Genomic DNA, 18,404 nt, shown 5'->3' with positions numbered 1-18,404 from the left:
GTCAGTCATTATTAACTGTTTTTAAAACCTCTTGGTTAATTTCAACCTTAGCTGCAGTTCTCAGTTCTTGTTCCCATGATGCAAGAAGAAAAATGCGGTAATCTTTCCGGACCAAATCTACTACTTCACGGTAATCATCAGGTCCCTTTTTCTTCTCGCCCACAACTACAGTAAAAGGATGCGATGCGATAGGAGCAAAATCTCCTTTCTTGAAAACCAGCCTGTCTACATATGGATTATCACCTTCGGAAAAAGTCCCCTGTTCCAGTTTTATCCGTTCCGCTCCATCCTCATTAAAAGCCTTTTGAACCAACATTTGCCACTCTTTAAAAGGGGCTTTTTTTAATATCTTCTTTGCCCGTTTGGCTGTTTTTTTATCTGCGCAGTGCAATACCGCCCCTTTATAGCGAGGGATGTCCCACCGGTAATTCGAAGAGTGGAATTTAAAATAAGTGGCCAGTCCTGCCCGGTCATTCATCGCAGGCTCATCTATAATTCTGCGAGTTACCTCATCGATAAGCAAACTGTCGGTATAGTTTTGCAAGTCATAGCGCATTTCCGGATATTTATCGGTCATTCTCCGTTTTTCATCATCCAATAGCGACTTACAAATAAATCTCTCCAATTGCCTCTTGACTGATTGCGGACAGGAAGAAGCAAATCGTTCGAACATCCTGCCACTGTATGACCGTCCATCGATGGTAAACAACTCTTTTTCTGTTCTACCCTTGCTCAGAAGTTCGTCGATCCCATCCGAGTTCCGCACAAATTGGTTTTCAGATTTCAGTTCTTCAACTCTCGCTATAATTTTTTCCTCCCCCTTTTTGCCCCGCATCCAACGTTCGATCAATCGACCATGCGCTGCGTCATATTCAAGAGTTTCTTTTCGGTCGAGAATTTTCACCAAATGAATACCCTGAGGAGTAAAAAAAGGAGATGAAATCTCCCCCTTATTTAAGGAAAACGCCACCTGCTCAAACTCCGATGTTTCTTGCAATCGGGCAATCCATCTGATACGCTTGTCATCCGAGAACTGCCTCACAAGATCCTCAAAATCAATATCCGGATTCTTCTTTATGCTCCCATATATAGAATCCATGCGAACCCGAGCCAACTCCAAGTGACGAGATGTTACCGTTTGCGGTAAATATTTACAAACTTGCATTAGCTGCACCTGCTCGCCAAGGGCGTTCTTCTGCAAATTGCGATACATTTCACGCATATCGTTATCCAGAGAACGATGTCCCAACAAACAGGTTTCGAACAACTCTTTCCTGTACGATTCCTGATGTTTGCGAAAAGTCTGAGCAGTATCGAGTCCTTGCTCTTCGGCAGCTTCTACTTTCAATTGAGAAACAATGAAGAAATCGACATACTTCTTGAGGGGTAACTCCGTCCCTGTTTTTCGAGAATGAACCTTGAGCCCATATTCGAACTCCGAACGGGTGACATCCCGGCCATTGATGCGCATCAATACCGGATCATCCTGAGAAAAGCCTGCTATTCCGAACAGGCAAACACACCCTAAAAGGAAAGCTCTTTTCATAACTCTGCTGCATTTGAAACAAAAACGGTGAACCACGAACACTTCGCTGCCATTGAGCACAGCCCGTTCAACGTTCACCGCTTGTAAATTTTCCGTTTATCCGATTATTCCGGACGACTATAATTAGGAGATTCGCTCGTGATTGTCACGTCGTGCGGATGGCTCTCCATCACTCCGGCATTGGTGATGCGAGTAAACTTCGCGTCGTGCAACTTCTCAATATCCGGAGCTCCGCAATAACCCATGCCGGCACGCAAGCCTCCCGTCAGCTGATAAATCACCTCATACAGCGTGCCTTTATAAGGAACACGGGCAGCGATACCTTCGGGAACCAGTTTTTTCACATCACTCGTCCCGCCTTGGAAGTAACGATCTTTCGAACCGTTTTCCATCGCTTCCAATGAGCCCATGCCACGATACGACTTAAACTTACGTCCATTGAAAATAATCGTATCGCCCGGCGATTCCTCAGTACCGGCAACCAGCGAACCGATCATTACGGAACATCCTCCGGCCGCCAATGCTTTCACGACATCGCCAGAGTAACGCAATCCCCCATCAGCAATCAAAGGAACTCCGGTACCCTTCAATGCTTTCGCTACTTCGTACACGGCAGAAAGCTGCGGCACTCCCACACCGGCAACTACACGAGTGGTGCAGATAGAACCCGGTCCGATACCCACTTTCACCGCATCGGCTCCGGCTTCGGCCAATGCTTTCGCAGCCTCTCCGGTAGCAATGTTCCCGACTACAATATCGATACTCGGGAAACGCTTCTTCGCTTCCTTCAATTTCTCGATCACAAACATCGAATGCCCGTGTGCAGTATCGATCACAATAGCGTCGACACCCGCATCAACCAAAGCCCGCATGCGGTCGAACGTATCATCGGTCACGCCTACGCCGGCGGCCACACGCAAGCGTCCTTTGGAATCTTTGCAAGCCATCGGCTTATCTTTGGCTTTCGTAATATCCTTATAAGTAACAAGCCCGATAAGTTTGCCGTCTTTACCTACGATCGGCAATTTCTCAATTTTATGTTCCTGCAATATCTGGGCAGCCGACTCCAAATCGGTAGACTGATTGGTAGTCACCAATCGTTCCTTGGGAGTCATTACGGCATCGATACGTTTGCCCATCTCTTTCTCGAAACGCAAATCTCTATTGGTGACAATTCCTGCCAAATAACCTTCAGCATCCACTACCGGAATACCGCCGATTTTATATTCGGCCATTAAATCCAAAGCATCTTGAACAGTAGAGCCCAGTTTGATAGTCACGGGATCATAAATCATTCCGTTCTCGGCGCGCTTGACAATGGCAACCTGCCTGGCCTGCTCTTCAATAGACATATTCTTATGAATCACACCGATTCCTCCTTCACGGGCAATGGCAATAGCCATTTTCGCCTCGGTAACCGTGTCCATGGCAGCTGTAACAAAAGGAATTTTCAACTCGATGTTTTTTGAGAACTTTGTCGTGAGATCGACAGTGCGCGGCAGAACTTCAGAATAAGCGGGAATCAACAATACGTCGTCGTAAGTCAACCCATCCATTACAATCTTATCAGCAATAAATGACATAGGGCTATGCGTTTAAAAATTATTGCGTGCAAATATACGGTTTTTATTCAATACCGCACACTTGCACGCCTTATTTTTTCGCTTTTTTAATTAGCCATTTCAGAGATAAACTTGATGCGAACCAAGCGAACTTCCTCTTCGGTAAATTCGTCGCCCAACTCCTCAAGCGCGTCGTCAATATTATCTGTGGTAGAATCTTTAAAATAATCGTATATGTCGAGCATATGGTCTTCATCCATGATCTCTTCCAAGAAATAATCTATATTCAGCTTCGTGCCGGAATAGACGATAGCCTCCACTTCGTCCAGCAGTTCACCGAACTCTATTCCCTTGGAAAGCGCGATATCATCCAAAGCTACCTTACGGTCGATCGCTTGAATGATGGACACTTTCATTTTCGACTTATTGGCCACCGTACGCACACGTAAATCTTCGGGACGCTCTATTTCATTCTCTTCGCAATGGCGTTTGATCAACTTACAGAACTCCTCACCGTATCGTTTCGCCTTTCCGGCACCCACTCCCGGGATGTTCTGCAATTCTTCCTGAGTAATCGGATAAATAGTAGCCATCGCTTCGAGAGAAGGGTCTTGAAAAATGACATAAGGAGGCACTTCCAGTTTCTTCGACAGCTTCTTCCTCAAATCTTTCAGCATGGAATAAAGCACCGGGTCTACAGCGCACGAACCGCCCGCACGAGTTGGTGCTTCTTCTTCCGCCTCTTCAAAATCATTGTCTTCGGTTATTTTAAAAGAAGTCGGTTTCTTCAAAAACTTATGCCCTGCAGGCGTTACTTTCAGAAGGCCGTAGTTTTCCACATCTTTACTCAGATAGCCGGCAATCAACGCTTGGCGAATCACGGCATTCCACGTTCTATCCTCTTCGCCCATACCCGATCCAAAGACTTCCAAATCTTCGTGCAAATGAGCCTGCACTTCCGATGTTTCTTTGCCTTGTAATATATCTATAATATAATCTGCCTTGAAATTTTCTTTTACCGCAATAATCGTTTCAATCACGGAACACAATAAATCTTGAGCCTCCACTTGTTTTTTAGGGTTTAAACAGTTGTCACAATTTCCACAATTATCTTCCGTATATTCTTCGCCGAAATAGTGCAGCAACGATCTGCGACGGCATACGGAAGATTCGGCATAAGCGGCTGTTTCCAACAGAAGCTGCTTGCCTATTTCCTGCTCTGCTACAGGTTTTCCCTGCATAAACTTCTCGAGCTTCTGCAAGTCTTTGTTTGTATAAAAGGTTATGCACTGACCTTCGCCACCGTCTCTACCGGCACGTCCCGTTTCCTGATAATATCCCTCCAAGCTCTTCGGGATATCATAGTGAATCACAAACCGCACATCCGGTTTGTCGATTCCCATACCGAAAGCGATGGTCGCCACGATAACTTCAACCTTTTCCATCAGGAAATCATCCTGATTCTGTGTCCTCGTCGCCGAATCCATTCCCGCATGATAAGCACGCGCATTAATGCCGTTAGCCTGAAGAATCTCAGCCAATTCTTCCACTTTCTTCCGGCTAAGACAGTAGATAATTCCCGATTTCTCGGCATTGTTCCGGATAAACTTGATGATATCTTTATCAATGTTGCTGGTCTTGGCACGCACTTCATAGTAGAGATTCGGACGATTGAACGAAGATTTGAAGACCTGCGCATCCACGATGGCCAGATTCTTTTGAATATCGTGCTGAACCTTGGGCGTGGCGGTCGCGGTAAGCGCAATCACGGGCGCTTTTCCTATCTCGTTGATTATGGGACGTATCCGCCGGTATTCAGGTCGGAAGTCATGCCCCCACTCCGAGATACAATGCGCTTCATCGATGGCATAAAACGAAATTTTTACGGAATTCAAGAATTCGACATATTCATCTTTCGTCAGCGATTCGGGAGCCACATAAAGCAACTTTGTTTTTCCGGCAAGGATATCGGACTTCACCTGATCGATGGCGCTCTTGTTCAACGAAGAGTTGATGAAATGAGCCACTCCGTCTTCTTCACTGAAATTGCGCATCGCATCCACCTGGTTTTTCATCAGCGCGATCAACGGAGAGATGACGATGGCCGTACCTTCCATCAATAGCGAGGGCAGCTGATAGCAAAGGGATTTGCCTCCTCCCGTAGGCATCAATACAAATGTATCGTTTCCGGCGAGCAGGTTTTTCACAATTGCTTCTTGATTTCCCTTGAATTTATCAAATCCGAAATGCTTCTTCAGTTCTTCTGTTAAGTTTATATTCCTTGCCATTTTACTATAGATGCTTTTATTCAATTCTCTGTTTCAGTTAAAAAAGAACCTCTTTTTCGCAAAAGAGCCTAAACAAAGTTATAAACAACTTCGTAATAATCAAATAAAAGGCAACTAATATTTTCAACAAAAACGAGAACGAACATCCGCAACAATCCTTACCTTCTGATTTTAAGCATTTTGAAGTCTTGCCAGATTTGCTTTTTCGAGCTGAAGTTTGGCATAATCCAATGTAACCTCGTATTCTTTCCTGCCTTCTGACGGGATTTCAAACATAACGTCCATCATGATTGTTTCGACAATAGAACGCAACCCGCGGGCGCCCAGTTTATACTCCACAGCCTTATCGACAATATACTCGAACACAGAGTCTTCAAATGTCAATTTGATATCATCCATTTCAAACAGCTTCATATACTGTTTGATGATCGAGTTTTTCGGTTCGGTGAGGATAGAGCGTAGCGCATCGCGATCCAAAGGGTTAAGATAAGTAAGCACGGGCAACCGTCCGATAATTTCGGGTATCAATCCGAACGACTTCAAATCTTGCGGCGCAATATACTGCATCATGTTGGTTCTATCTATCATGGCGGTGCTGCGCGAAGCGGTATAACCCACCACATGCGTATTCAACCGTTGGGCTATCTTCTTCTCAATACCGTCGAAAGCTCCGCCGCAGATGAAAAGAATGTTTTTGGTGTTTACAGGAATCATCTTCTGATCGGGATGCTTACGTCCGCCCTGAGGCGGTACGTTCACCACCGATCCCTCGAGCAGCTTCAGCAGTCCTTGTTGAACGCCTTCGCCGCTCACGTCGCGGGTAATGGAAGGGTTATCCCCCTTACGCGCGATTTTATCGATTTCATCGATAAATACGATTCCGCGCTCCGCTTCGGCCACATTATAGTCGGCCACCTGCAACAGGCGGGTCAGAATGCTTTCGATATCTTCTCCCACATATCCGGCTTCCGTCAGCACCGTAGCGTCGACAATCGTAAACGGCACGTGGAGTAATTTGGCAATGGTTCGCGCCAGCAATGTTTTTCCCGTTCCGGTGCTTCCCACCATAATGATATTCGACTTCTCTATCTCCACATCATCGCCATTGTCTTTCTGCAGCAGGCGCTTATAATGGTTATAAACCGATACGGCAAGAAAACGCTTCGCGTCGTCCTGACCGATGACATATTGATCGAGAAAATTCTTTATTTCTACCGGTTTGGGCAGGTCTTTCAAACTCAACTGCGCAGCTCCTGCTTTACTTGCCGCTCCCCCCATAGCTTCCTGAGTAATCTCGTAAGCCTGTGTGGCGCAACTGTCGCAGATATAACCGTTTATCCCTGTAATGAGAAAACCCACTTCATGCTCCGGTCTTCCGCAGAAACTGCACCTTTTCCTTGTCTTTGTATCAGCCATTTTTATTTTTTAATCAATACTTCATCAACCATGCCGTAGTCTTTGGCTTCCTGAGCAGTCATCCAATAGTCGCGATCGGAGTCTGCCCAAACTTTATCGAAGTCTGTATGCGAATGTTCGGCAATAATGGTATAAAGTTCTTTCTTCATTTTCTGAATCTCACGGGCGGTAATCTCGATATCCGACGCCTGCCCTTGCGCTCCTCCCATCGGCTGATGGATCATCACACGCGAATGAGGCAGTGCCGAACGCTTTCCTTCGGTGCCCGCCACCAGCAAGACAGCCGCCATCGAAGCCGCCATTCCCGTACAGATGGTAGCTACGTTGCTGGAGATGAATTGCATGGTATCGTAGATACCCAGTCCGGCATACACGCTTCCGCCCGGAGAATTAATATAAATCGATATGTCTTTGCCCTGATCTACCGAATCCAGATAAAGCAACTGTGCCTGAAGCGTATTGGCGGTATAGTCGTCTATCGCCGTGCCCAGAAAAATGATGCGGTCCATCATCAAGCGCGAGAATACGTCGAGCTGCGTTACGTTCAATTGTCTTTCTTCGAGAATATAGGGATTCAAATATCCGGCTTGCGATCTGATAACGTCGTCGAGCACCATGCCATTCATGCCAAGATGCTTGGTGGCATATTTTCTAAAATCATCCATATTGTAAATCCTTTCTTTGTTTAAATAATAAAACCTCTTGATAAACGGGCGAAACCCGACCTGCCGATTGCCAAACCGGGCAACGGAGGCTTGCGAAAACATGGATTCGCAAAATTGTGAATGCAAAGAAACAAAAAAGAACACAGAGACACAAAAAAACACAGAGTTATAATTGTATAAAAACTCTGTGTTTTCCGATAGCTTTATGTTCAAAATCAACCGATCGGGCTTATTCAAACATTTTGTTGAACTCTTCGATCGAAACGGTTTTGTTTTCCAACTTCACCTGCGATTTCAAGGCAGCAGCCAGCTTCGCCTCTACCGCGCGGTTTACCAGATTGTTTACCGTTTCTTTCTTCTTCAGCATCTCCTGCGCGTAATTGTCGAGCAGGTCATCGGGAACGGAAAGCATTCCGTATTGAGCGAATTGCGCCTTGGTGGTTTCTTTAGCCATCTTCAGCACATCGTCTTGCTCTACCTTGATATCGTTGGCTTCTACCAATTGCTCTTTAATGAGATGCCAAGTCAGCTCTTCGATACTCTTGTCGTAGTTTTCGGCTACAAACTCTTCACCTTTCTCCTCGTTGTTCATCAGCATGATGCGCTTCAACAGGGCATCGGGGAATTCAAGTTTCCCGATCTTATCCGTCAGCAGTTTGCGAACATCGATCAGGAATTTATAATCGCTGTCGGCGGTAAACCGGCCTTCGATTTCCTGCTTGATTTTAGCGCGGAACTCTTCTTCCGTCTTCACCACGCCTTCGCCGAAAGCTTGGTCGAACACTTCCTGAGTCAGCTCGCCCGGAACGAAACGAGTCACTTCTTCTACCTGATAGCTGAAGTTGGATTTCACGTCTTTGGCAATCTCCTTATCGATCTTCAGCAACGACCCCAGCTCGGCGGCGTGTCCGTCGTAAGCGACATTCGGGTTGAACACCAACACATCGTTCACTTTCGCATCGGCAAAGATGGCTTTCTGTTCGTCGCTCTTCATGTAAGAAGGCATCAATACGGCGCCTTCTACCTGAATGCCGGCTTCTTTCGTATTACCTTCGTCGTCGAGCTGAGCAAGCAGTCCCTTCAGCATATCGCCTTCGCGGTAAGCGTCTACCTGTTCGTATTTTCCGGTGCGCTGGGTGTACATCTTCACCTGATTTTCGATCATCTCTTCAGAAGCTTCGATGGTATAGTAATCTACCTTGTCCTTTGCGTTTACCTCAGCCTTGAATTCAGGCGCCAAAGCGATGTCGAACACGAATTCGAAAGCATCCATCGCGTCGAAGTCGATGGCCTGCTGCTTTTCTTCGTTGGGCAGAGGTTCGCCCAGAATGTTGATTTTGTTTTCTCTGATATAACCGTAGATGGCTTCCTGCAACACTTTGTTTACTTCTTCCGCAATCACCGACTTGCCGTACATCTTCTTCACCAGACTCATCGGTACCATTCCTTTACGGAATCCCGGCATTTGAGCTTTCTGGCGGAGCGACTTCAGCGATTTATCTACTTGCGCCTGATAATCAGCTTTCTCAAGTTTTACAGTAAGCTCTGCGCTTACTTTGTCAATGTTTTGTAATGAAACGTTCATTCTGACAATTATTTATTTGATTTATACTTTGTTCTATACTCAAACGAGGGTGCAAAATTAGTGCTAATCTTTCAAATATCAAAAGACATTGCCGAATTATTTCGAGATAGGCTCCGCCTTTTGCTTCGTAACCGGGAAATGCCTGACGCCGATCGGGAGTAAGCGAAGGATGCATTATCAGGACCGGGCGGACAGTGTATTTGTTTCATTTAGTTTCCCACTATTGAAACTTTAGTTTCCCACTGGGGAAACTTTATTTTCCCAAGCGGGAAACTTTTGTTTCCCCGGTGGGAAACTAAACGAATGCTGTATACACCACAACCGGTGCAAGTATGGCATTCGTGGACAGCATAAGAAACACGGCTTTCAAGCTGTATACACCATAGCCGGTGCAGTATGAACATCGTTCGGGATAAAGGCATGGTGCCTCCGCTTCACGGGAGGTTTTTACGGGCGGAATAGCAGGAAAGCATATTTTTCCCTCATTTTCTGCAAATTAAATCTGCAAAAAGGCGGTGAATCCAAAAATTATGCTTTTCTTTGTCGCGGATTGACGGAGCATTAGTTTTTCGATTGCGATTACAAGTTTTTACTTCTGTTTCAATATGGATTTGTAAACTCTCTGTTGTTTTAATCTTTTTATTAGTAGCCGCCAATCCGGAGAGTTTTATTCATTTATTTATTTTTTTATCATTTTCATTATGAACATTTATGTTGGAAACCTTAACTACCGTGTTAAGGAAGGAGACCTGCAACAAGTTATGGAAGATTACGGAGCAGTATCATCCGTTAAAGTTATTATGGACCGCGAAACCGGCAAATCGAAAGGGTTTGCATTCGTTGAAATGGAAGACGAAGCTGCTACCAAGGTGATTGCCGAACTGAACGGGGCGGAATACATGGGCCGTACCATGGTAGTTAAAGAAGCTAGACCGAGAGAATAATCTCAAGATACCGCGATATAGCAAACAGCGGGGATGCCTTGATGAACTCCCCGCCCGAAAATAAACTTCACCCCTGCCGCAGCAGTTTGCAGCAGGGGTGAAATTTTATTTATTACAGAATCAAGCGGAGCATGACAGCCATGCCTGTCGTGTTTGCACCGACGTGAAGTTTTATGTATTGCAGATTGAAATGCAGCATGGACGCTACGTCTGTCGTGTTTGCAACGGCGTGAGGTTTTATGTATTGCAGAATCAAACCGGCTGCCTGAAAGGGCGGATTAACTTCAGTTCGGAACAAATCTTCCACAACAAGCTTGCAGGACAAACGGAAAGGCGGCCGACAGACTTCGGAACGGAGCGAAACCGACAACCGCAAGCTGTCGAAACTGTTTTTTCTATTTATCTTTTTCTTCAGCCTTCCAATCCCTGCACCTCCACATCTTTCACCTTGCGCAGCAGGTCGGATGCGAAAATAAAATTATTCAACCGCTCATTGCTCGACGTAAAGACATCATCCTTCGTTCCTTCCCATTCCTTTCGTCCCTCATAGATATAAACCACTTTGTCGCCTATACCCATCACGGAGTTCATATCGTGGGTGTTGATAATGGTAGTCATGTTGTATTCTTGGGTAATGTCGCGAATCAAAGCGTCGATCACCAGCGAAGTTTTCGGATCCAAGCCCGAATTGGGCTCATCGCAAAACAGATATTGAGGATTCAGCGCGATAGCCCGGGCAATGGCCACACGCTTCTGCATTCCGCCGCTTATCTCGCCGGGGAATTTACTTTTGGCGTCCCTCAGGTTCACGCGATCGAGACAAAACATCGCGCGCTTCGTACGTTCGCGAAACGTGTCGTTGCTGAACACATTGAGCGGAAACATCACGTTCTCCAACACAGACATAGAGTCGAACAGGGCCGCACTCTGAAAAATCATACCCATTTCGCGTCGAAGTATTTTCTTCTCTTTTTTGCCCATCAGTACAAGGTCGCGTCCGTCATACAAAACCTGCCCTTTTTCAGGGACCAGCAAACCGACAATACATTTCATCAAAACCGTTTTTCCCGACCCGCTTTGACCGATAATCAAATTGGTTTTCCCGTTCTCGAAAGTAGCGTCGATCGCTTCTAATACGGTCTTATCTTCAAAAGATTTATATAGTCCTTTAACCTCAATCATCCCATCAAAAGCTTAGTTAATATCAAATCGGCAAACAACACCAACACACTGCTGGATACCACAGCGTCGGTCGAAGCCTTCCCTACGGCAATTGAGCCTCCTTCTACCGTATATCCGAAGAAAGCGGACACGCTGGCAATGATAAACGCGAAGAAAAGCGATTTGATGACTCCCGCCCAAACAAACCACTCTACAAACATATATTGCAATCCGTATTCCAGATCTACGGCATTCATGATGCCGATAAACCAACAAGTACAGAAGGCTCCGATAATACCGGCGAATATGCTGAATGTGACCAACACGGGAATGACGGTGACCATGGCCGCTATTTTCGGCAGAATCAGAAAGCTTGCAGAGTTGACTCCCATGATTTCGAGCGCGTCGATCTGTTGCGTAACCCGCATCGTACCAAGCTCGGAAGCAATGTTCGACCCCACTTTCCCGGCCAATATCAAACACATAATGGAAGAAGAGAACTCCAGCAACATGATTTCGCGTGTCACATAGCCTACCGTCCAACGCGGCATCCACGCGCTCTCGATGTTCAGTTTGATTTGGATGGTAATAACAGCGCCTATAAAGAACGAAATCAGTAACACGATACCAATAGAGTTCACCCCCAGTTGCTCCATTTCGTGAAGGTACTGCCGGAAAAACACACGCATACGCTCAGGACGCGAAAAGACGCGCCCCATCAGCATGATATACCGCCCGACAGTTCTTAAAGCTTTTATCATATCTCACAACTATTTGCCTGCAAATGTACATCATTTCAGCTTATTTTTACTACATTTGCCGCAAAATAAAGCGAATATGGAAGAAGGCAAAATGGTGCTTCGCACGGAAAATCTGGTCAAAAAGTATGGTAAGCGGACGGTGGTAAGCCATGTGTCTATCGACGTGAAGCAAGGAGAAATTGTCGGATTGCTGGGACCGAACGGAGCCGGCAAGACGACCTCGTTCTACATGACCGTGGGACTGATTACCCCGAACGAAGGGCGCATCTTTCTGGACGACCTGGAGATAACAGGTTTTCCTGTGTACAAACGCGCGCAAACGGGAATCGGTTATCTTGCGCAAGAGGCTTCCGTATTTCGCCAGATGAGTGTAGAAGATAATATCGCTTCCGTGCTTGAAATGACCAACAAGCCGAAAGAATATCAGAAAGAGAAGCTTGAAAGTCTGATTGCAGAGTTTCGCTTGCAGAAGGTACGCAAGAACAAAGGAAACCAGCTATCGGGAGGCGAACGCCGCCGCACGGAGATAGCGCGCTGCCTGGCTATCGACCCGAAGTTCATCATGCTCGACGAACCTTTTGCGGGAGTAGATCCCATCGCCGTAGAAGATATCCAACAGATTGTATGGAAGCTGAAAGATAAAAACATCGGTATTCTCATTACCGACCACAACGTGCAGGAAACGCTGAGCATCACCGACCGCGCGTACCTGCTGTTCGAAGGAAAGATCCTGTTTCAAGGCACACCGGAGGAGCTGGCCGAGAACAAGATTGTGCGCGAAAAGTATCTGAGCAACAGCTTTGTGCTACGCCGCAAAGATTTCCAGTTGGACAACCAACCCGGCAGTAATCAATGAAATATTATACCATACAAAAATTACACCGAAGACATCGATATCCCTGCGTAAGGACAACGACCCGATAAAATATACGATACAAAAATGACAGAGGGACATCTCCTCTGCCTGAGAAGGTTTTCGCATTTGCCTAAGTGAGTTTTTTCGGCAAACACGTTTTTTTATTCATTCTTTTTCCAACCTGCATTCAAAAGCGGTGAATCCTAAAAAAATAAAATAGCGAAAATCCCGAATGTAGCAAACCATCGGAGCCTTACCAAGCAAATGTTTTTCCCGATTTCGGAATATTTGCTTGGTAAGGCTCCGATGGTTTACCGAATTATGCGAACGTCTACTTCTGCCGGATGAAAATATTGATCGGTGTACCCGTCAAGTTCCATTTCTCTCGCATTTTATTTTCGAGAAATCGCCTGTACGGTTCTTTCACATACTGAGGCAAGTTGGCAAAAAACACAAATGAAGGCACTTGCGTATTGGGCAGTTGCGTCACATACTTAATCTTTATATACTTTCCTTTGTTGGAAGGGGGCGGATATGCTTCGATCAACGGCAGCATCTCTTCATTCAGACGAGCCGTCGGTATGCGAGTCATGCGATTTTCGTACACATTACGCGCTTCTTCCAGCACCCGCAAGATGCGCTGTTTGGTCAACGCCGAAGCAAAGATAATGGGAAAATCGACAAAAGGTGCCAGACGAGAGCGGACAGCGTCTTCGAATGTTTTCATCACCTTTACGGTCTTGTCCTCCACCAAATCCCACTTGTTGATCACCACAACCAGTCCTTTCTGATTTCTCTGTATCAGAGAGAAAATATTCAAATCTTGGCTTTCAATCCCGCGGGTAGCATCCAGCATCAGAATACAAACATCCGACCCTTCGATGGAGCGGATGGAGCGGACTACCGAATAGTATTCGAGGTCTTCGCTCACTTTACTCTTTTTACGGATTCCCGCCGTATCGACCAGATAAAAATCGAATCCGAACTTCGTGTAACGGGTATAGATAGAATCGCGGGTAGTTCCGGCTATTTCGGTCACAATGTTACGGTCTTCGCCTATAAAAGCGTTGATGAGAGAAGACTTACCCGCGTTCGGACGACCCACTACCGCAAAGCGGGGAATATCGTCGTCCAGAATTTCTGAAGTTTCTTTTTTGAACTCACCGACAATCACATCCATCAAGTCGCCGGTGCCGCTTCCGGACACGGCAGAGATGCAATGCGGATCGCCCAATCCCAGTTTATAAAATTCAGGAGCATTGTATCGCAACTCATGATTGTCCGTTTTATTGGCTACCACAATTACCGGACGATTGGAACGACGCAGAATAGCGGCTACCTGCATATCCAGATCTGTCAGCCCATTCATCACATCCACCACAAAGAGAATCACATCGGCTTCTTCTACAGCCAATAAGACCTGCTTACGAATCTCTTCTTCAAAGATATCGTCGGAGTTGACCACCCATCCTCCTGTATCTACCACAGAGAACTCACGGCCCAACCATTCAGACTTGCCATACTGCCTGTCGCGAGTCGTTCCCGCTTCTTCGTTCACAATAGCCTGACGTGTTTTGGTCAGACGGTTAAATAAGGTAGACTTGCCCACATTGGGGCGCCCTACAATTGCAACTAAATTTCCCATAGTTCCACTCCTTGTTTTTGCACGACTGTCACAGTCGCATGAATACTTTTCTTAATCCAATTGATAACCAAAGTTGCGCAGTTCCTTGTCCGAGCTGCGCCAATCCTTGTCAACCTTCACATACGTCTCCAGAAATATCGTTTTCCCGAAAAAACGTTCCAACTCCCGGCGCGCTTCGGTAGCTACTTTTTTCAAAGCCTTTCCCTGCTTGCCGATGATAATTCCCTTCTGCGAATCACGTTCTACATAAATCACAGCATGAATGTGGATCTTCTTGGCTTCTTCTTTAAATTCCTCTACTACCACTTCCACCGAATAGGGAATCTCCTTGTCATAATACAACAATATTTTCTCGCGGATAATCTCATTCACAAAGAAACGGGCAGGCTTATCCGTCCACTGGTCTTTGCCGAAATACGGAGGCGAATCCGGAAGAAGCTCTTTAATACGCTTCATCACATAATCCACATTAAACTTCGATGCTGCGGAAATCGGAATAATTTCCGCCTGAGGAAGAAATTCCTTCCACGACTCCACCAACCGAACCAACTTCTCCTGATCGGTAAGGTCGATTTTATTGATAAGCAATAAGATAGGAACTTCCATCCGACGCACTTTCTCTATAAACTCATCATTCTTATCGGGGGTTTCCACCACATCGGTCACATAAAGCAATATGTCGGCATCCGTCAATGCCGAAGTCGAAAAGTTCAACATCGACTCCTGAAGCTTATAATTAGGTTTCAACACTCCGGGAGTATCCGAAAAAACGATCTGCATCTCATCCGTATTATAAATACCCATAATACGGTGACGCGTAGTCTGCGCCTTAAAAGTAGCAATTGAAATACGTTCGCCTACCAGCGCGTTCATCAATGTCGACTTTCCGACATTCGGATTACCTACGATATTAACAAAACCGGCTTTATGCATTTTCTTCTCTTTTTTATGGGTTGAGACAAAAAAACGCATCGAATCAAAATAGGATGCGTTTCTTTCTAATTATTTATTCATCAAACCAAGTGTTACTCTTTCTTTCCGTCATATCCCCATTTCACATAAACCGCACCCCATGTAAATCCGGCGCCGAATGCTGTGAAAATGATATTATCGCCTTTCTTCAGCTTGTGCTCATAATCCCAAATACACAATGGCAGTGTGCCCGCACTGGTATTTCCGTAATGCTGGATGTTCACCAGCATCTTATCCATCGGAACTTCCATTCGATGAGCCACCGCTTCGATGATACGCACATTAGCCTGATGAGGTACGATCCAATCGATAGAATCTTTATCCAAACCGTTTTTCTCGGCAATAGCAGCAGTCACATCAGACATGCTCGAAACCGCATATTTAAAAACAGTTCTCCCTTCCTGATGCAAATAATGCATTTTATTGTCTACTGTGAAATAAGACGGAGGGCAAACCGATCCACCTGCTTTCATGTGCAAAAATGGCAGACCTTTACCATCTGTTCTCAGTATCGCATCCATGACACCATAATCTTCCGTAGTGGGTTCTACCATAAAAGCGGCAGCTCCGTCACCGAAAATCGGACAAGTGGCGCGATCGGTATAATCGACCATCGATGACATTTTATCCGCACCGACAATGATAATTTTCTTATATCTTCCCGAACGGATAAAATTAGCGGCAACTTCCATCAAATACAAAAAACCGGAACAAGCTGCCTGCAAATCGAACGCAAAGGCATTTTTCAATCCGAGCTTGTCACAAAGGATAGAAGCTGTGGAAGGGAAGTGATAATCAGGAGTAGTAGTAGAAACAACAACCAAATCGATATCATCAGGATGAGCACCGGTTTTTCTCATCAAATCCTTAGCAGCCTTACGTGCCATGTACGAACAACCTAACCCTTCTTCATTCAGAATATGTCTTTCTTTTACTCCGATACGGGTCATAATCCATTCATCGGTAGTGTCCACCATCTTAGAAAGCTCATCATTGCTCAGAATATAATCCGGTACATACCCGCCGACTCCTGTGATTACTGCATTAATTTTCTCCATCAAACCTAATTTAAATTAGTAATATTAAATACCGAAAGCAGCCGGAGAGGTATGCTCTCAGGCTGTTTTGAGTATAACTGTACTAATTATTATACAGCTGCTTCTTTCTCGATAGCAAGCTTACCCCTGTAATAACCGCAAGCGCTGCATACAGTATGATAAACATGCCATTCGCCACAATTCGGGCAGATTGCCAATGTAGGAGCCACTGCCTTATCGTGAGTTCTTCTTTTCGCTGTTCTTGTTTTTGATTGTCTTCTCTTAGGATGTGCCATTTTCTTTAAACTTTAATTATTATCTAATATTTTTTTTAATTCATTCCAACGGGGATCGATTGAGTCTTCCGCTTCTTCTACTTCTGCAACATCTTCTTCCACATCAAAAGTCTCGTCATCATTATCTTGATCGTTTCCGTCCGTTTTCAGATGCTTGCTCAATTTGCCGGTCATAGACTTATTACATTTCCCCGGAGCATGTACACGCTTCATCGGCAATGCAAGCGCAATAAACTCATACATAAACCATGCAACGTTAATCTCACCTTCAGATTCAGGTATTACAATCAAGTTATCTCCTTCTTCCGCATATTCCTGCCCGAACTTAACCAATATTTTATCGGACGAGCTAATCGGAAGATCCATGTCGTCCAAACAACGATCACATGGAACACTTACCACACCTTCTGTCTGGAAATTCAGTTCGAAAGCCCGAGCAGTTCGCTTCACTGTCAACACTACATTGACTTTTCCCTTTTGCACTTCAGGGCCATCAATGTGGGCAAAATAAAGGTTATCCAACACAAACTCATATTTCATAGAGTCCGCTTGCATCCCTTTCAAGTTTATTTTGTATTTATCAAACTTTCCCAAAGTTTCTCTTCTTTTTAAATCGTTGCAAAAGACCAAACAAACATCTCTCTTTTTTCGGCTGCTAAAACACGGCAGTTAAAAAACGAATAGACATAATTCGGGCGACAAAGATACAAATAAATATCTTCATTACGTAATCTAAAAATAAAAAAAGTAGAGAATAGAACGTTTTTTAAATAGAATATTGAAATGAAATCCAGAGGAATCATGCAAGAAAAGCACACAAAACTCAATTATAAAAATCCCATAGCCGGAGAGAATCAGGTATTGCGAAAAGCAAAAATGTCATAATACTTACTCTTCCACTTGATAATACTTCTGTTTTGAGATTCAAAAAATTCCTGCTTTGTCATAAACATAAAGGGGTACTTCAATTTATGCTTACCAAATTCTAATCTATTCATAATAATTGAGGTTGGATTGTATATGCTACTGCAAAGCTACAACCAAACCCCAAGCTGTACAAGGTGTATTTGTTCGAATGCTTACTAAGATATTGCCAATATTAGGAATAAAAAAAGCCAACTAATCTGATTGCGATTAATTGGCTTAACTTATAGTATTTCAGAATATTCCTAAGTTTTATTATTCTGCTGATTCTTCTTTCGGTTCTTCTACAACAGGAGCTGCAGTCGTTGCCTCGGCAGCAGTTGCGCTCTTCTTTGAACGGCGAGTACGGGTTGCCTTCTTCACAACTTTTTCTTTCGCCATATTTTCATTGTAATCTACCAATTCAATGAAGCACATTTCTGCATTATCACCCAAACGGTGTCCCGTTTTAATGATACGAGTATAACCACCCGGACGATCGGCAATCTTCACTGAGATTTCTTTGAAAAGCTCTGTAACAGCGAATTTATCTTGTAAGTTGCTAAATACTACACGACGAGAATTTGTCGTATCATCTTTGGCTTTAGTCAGCAAAGGTTCAACAAACTTCTTCAAAGCTTTCGCCTTTGCAACAGTCGTAGTGATTCTTTTGTGCTTGATCAAAGAGCAAGCCATGTTAGATAACATAGCATTTCTATGAGAAGCAGTACGACCTAAATGATTGAATTTTTTATTATGTCTCATTT

The 18,404-nt window shown here is 44.8% G+C and carries 16 protein-coding genes; 2 read left to right on the top strand and 14 right to left on the bottom strand.

Annotated elements, in window-relative coordinates; all coding sequences use genetic code 11:
- Position 1 precedes the first annotated feature (1 nt).
- From C234_RS0100780 to tig, 6 genes are all read right to left on the bottom strand, one after another.
- A complete protein-coding gene (locus tag C234_RS0100780; RefSeq protein WP_027324188.1) occupies positions 2-1,546 on the bottom strand; it encodes a peptidylprolyl isomerase in 1,545 nt (514 codons plus the stop codon).
- Positions 1,547-1,650: 104 nt separating this feature from the next.
- On the bottom strand, positions 1,651-3,129 hold the full coding sequence (gene guaB, locus C234_RS0100775; protein WP_027324187.1) for an IMP dehydrogenase: 1,479 nt from the start codon (positions 3,127-3,129) through the stop codon (positions 1,651-1,653).
- A gap of 86 nt (positions 3,130-3,215) precedes the next feature.
- The gene (gene recQ / locus C234_RS0100770) at positions 3,216-5,396 is read right to left on the bottom strand and encodes a DNA helicase RecQ (protein WP_027324186.1); all 2,181 of its coding nucleotides are present in this window, start codon (positions 5,394-5,396) and stop codon (positions 3,216-3,218) included.
- Positions 5,397-5,567: 171 nt separating this feature from the next.
- Positions 5,568-6,812 carry an ATP-dependent Clp protease ATP-binding subunit ClpX gene (clpX, locus tag C234_RS0100765; RefSeq protein ID WP_027324185.1) on the bottom strand — a complete coding sequence of 415 codons (1,245 nt, stop codon included), beginning with the start codon at positions 6,810-6,812 and terminating at the stop codon, positions 5,568-5,570.
- Positions 6,813-6,814: 2 nt separating this feature from the next.
- Entirely contained in the window at positions 6,815-7,477 is a 663-nt protein-coding gene (gene clpP, locus C234_RS0100760; protein ID WP_027324184.1) for an ATP-dependent Clp endopeptidase proteolytic subunit ClpP, read from the bottom strand.
- A gap of 229 nt (positions 7,478-7,706) precedes the next feature.
- Entirely contained in the window at positions 7,707-9,062 is a 1,356-nt protein-coding gene (gene tig / locus C234_RS0100755) for a trigger factor (RefSeq protein WP_027324183.1), read from the bottom strand.
- A gap of 701 nt (positions 9,063-9,763) precedes the next feature.
- On the opposite strand from tig, the gene C234_RS0100750 reads away from it, so the two are divergent.
- Positions 9,764-10,006, top strand: a complete 243-nt coding sequence (locus C234_RS0100750) for an RNA-binding regulator (protein WP_027324182.1) — start codon at positions 9,764-9,766, stop codon at positions 10,004-10,006.
- A 411-nt stretch (positions 10,007-10,417) separates the two neighbouring features.
- Here C234_RS0100750 and C234_RS0100740 read toward each other — a convergent pair whose 3' ends face one another.
- Both C234_RS0100740 and C234_RS0100735 read right to left on the bottom strand, forming a co-directional pair.
- Positions 10,418-11,188, bottom strand: a complete 771-nt coding sequence (locus C234_RS0100740) for an ABC transporter ATP-binding protein (protein WP_027324180.1) — start codon at positions 11,186-11,188, stop codon at positions 10,418-10,420.
- The gene (locus C234_RS0100735; protein ID WP_027324179.1) at positions 11,185-11,928 is read right to left on the bottom strand and encodes an MlaE family ABC transporter permease; all 744 of its coding nucleotides are present in this window, start codon (positions 11,926-11,928) and stop codon (positions 11,185-11,187) included. The genes C234_RS0100740 and C234_RS0100735 overlap by 4 nt, the downstream gene beginning before the upstream one ends.
- A 76-nt stretch (positions 11,929-12,004) precedes the next feature.
- Between C234_RS0100735 and lptB the strand changes: the two genes are divergently transcribed.
- Positions 12,005-12,784, top strand: a complete 780-nt coding sequence (gene lptB, locus C234_RS0100730; protein WP_027324178.1) for an LPS export ABC transporter ATP-binding protein — start codon at positions 12,005-12,007, stop codon at positions 12,782-12,784.
- Between the two features lie 331 nt (positions 12,785-13,115).
- On the opposite strand, the gene der is transcribed toward lptB, so the two are convergent.
- From der to rplQ, 6 genes are all read right to left on the bottom strand, one after another.
- On the bottom strand, positions 13,116-14,429 hold the full coding sequence (gene der, locus C234_RS0100725) for a ribosome biogenesis GTPase Der (RefSeq protein WP_027324177.1): 1,314 nt from the start codon (positions 14,427-14,429) through the stop codon (positions 13,116-13,118).
- Positions 14,430-14,480: 51 nt separating this feature from the next.
- A complete protein-coding gene (gene era, locus C234_RS0100720; protein ID WP_027324176.1) occupies positions 14,481-15,362 on the bottom strand; it encodes a GTPase Era in 882 nt (293 codons plus the stop codon).
- A gap of 92 nt (positions 15,363-15,454) precedes the next feature.
- Positions 15,455-16,459, bottom strand: a complete 1,005-nt coding sequence (locus C234_RS0100715; RefSeq protein ID WP_027324175.1) for a beta-ketoacyl-ACP synthase III — start codon at positions 16,457-16,459, stop codon at positions 15,455-15,457.
- 89 nt (positions 16,460-16,548) lie between these two features.
- Positions 16,549-16,734 carry a 50S ribosomal protein L32 gene (gene rpmF, locus C234_RS16930; protein ID WP_022164345.1) on the bottom strand — a complete coding sequence of 62 codons (186 nt, stop codon included), beginning with the start codon at positions 16,732-16,734 and terminating at the stop codon, positions 16,549-16,551.
- A 12-nt stretch (positions 16,735-16,746) separates the two neighbouring features.
- Complete coding sequence (locus C234_RS0100710) at positions 16,747-17,328, bottom strand: YceD family protein (RefSeq protein WP_027324174.1); 582 nt, start codon at positions 17,326-17,328, stop codon at positions 16,747-16,749.
- Between the two features lie 585 nt (positions 17,329-17,913).
- Positions 17,914-18,402: a 50S ribosomal protein L17 gene (rplQ, locus tag C234_RS0100700; RefSeq protein ID WP_027324173.1), complete on the bottom strand. Its 489-nt coding sequence runs from the start codon at positions 18,400-18,402 to the stop codon at positions 17,914-17,916.
- Between the last annotated feature and the right edge of the window lie 2 nt (positions 18,403-18,404).

It is taken from the genome of Bacteroides pyogenes DSM 20611 = JCM 6294 (assembly GCF_000428105.1).
In the GTDB taxonomy this organism is placed as follows: Bacteria; Bacteroidota; Bacteroidia; order Bacteroidales; family Bacteroidaceae; genus Bacteroides; species Bacteroides pyogenes.
The sequence above is the reverse complement of the archived record's forward strand: the minus strand, read 5'-3'. Positions and strand labels throughout refer to the sequence as shown.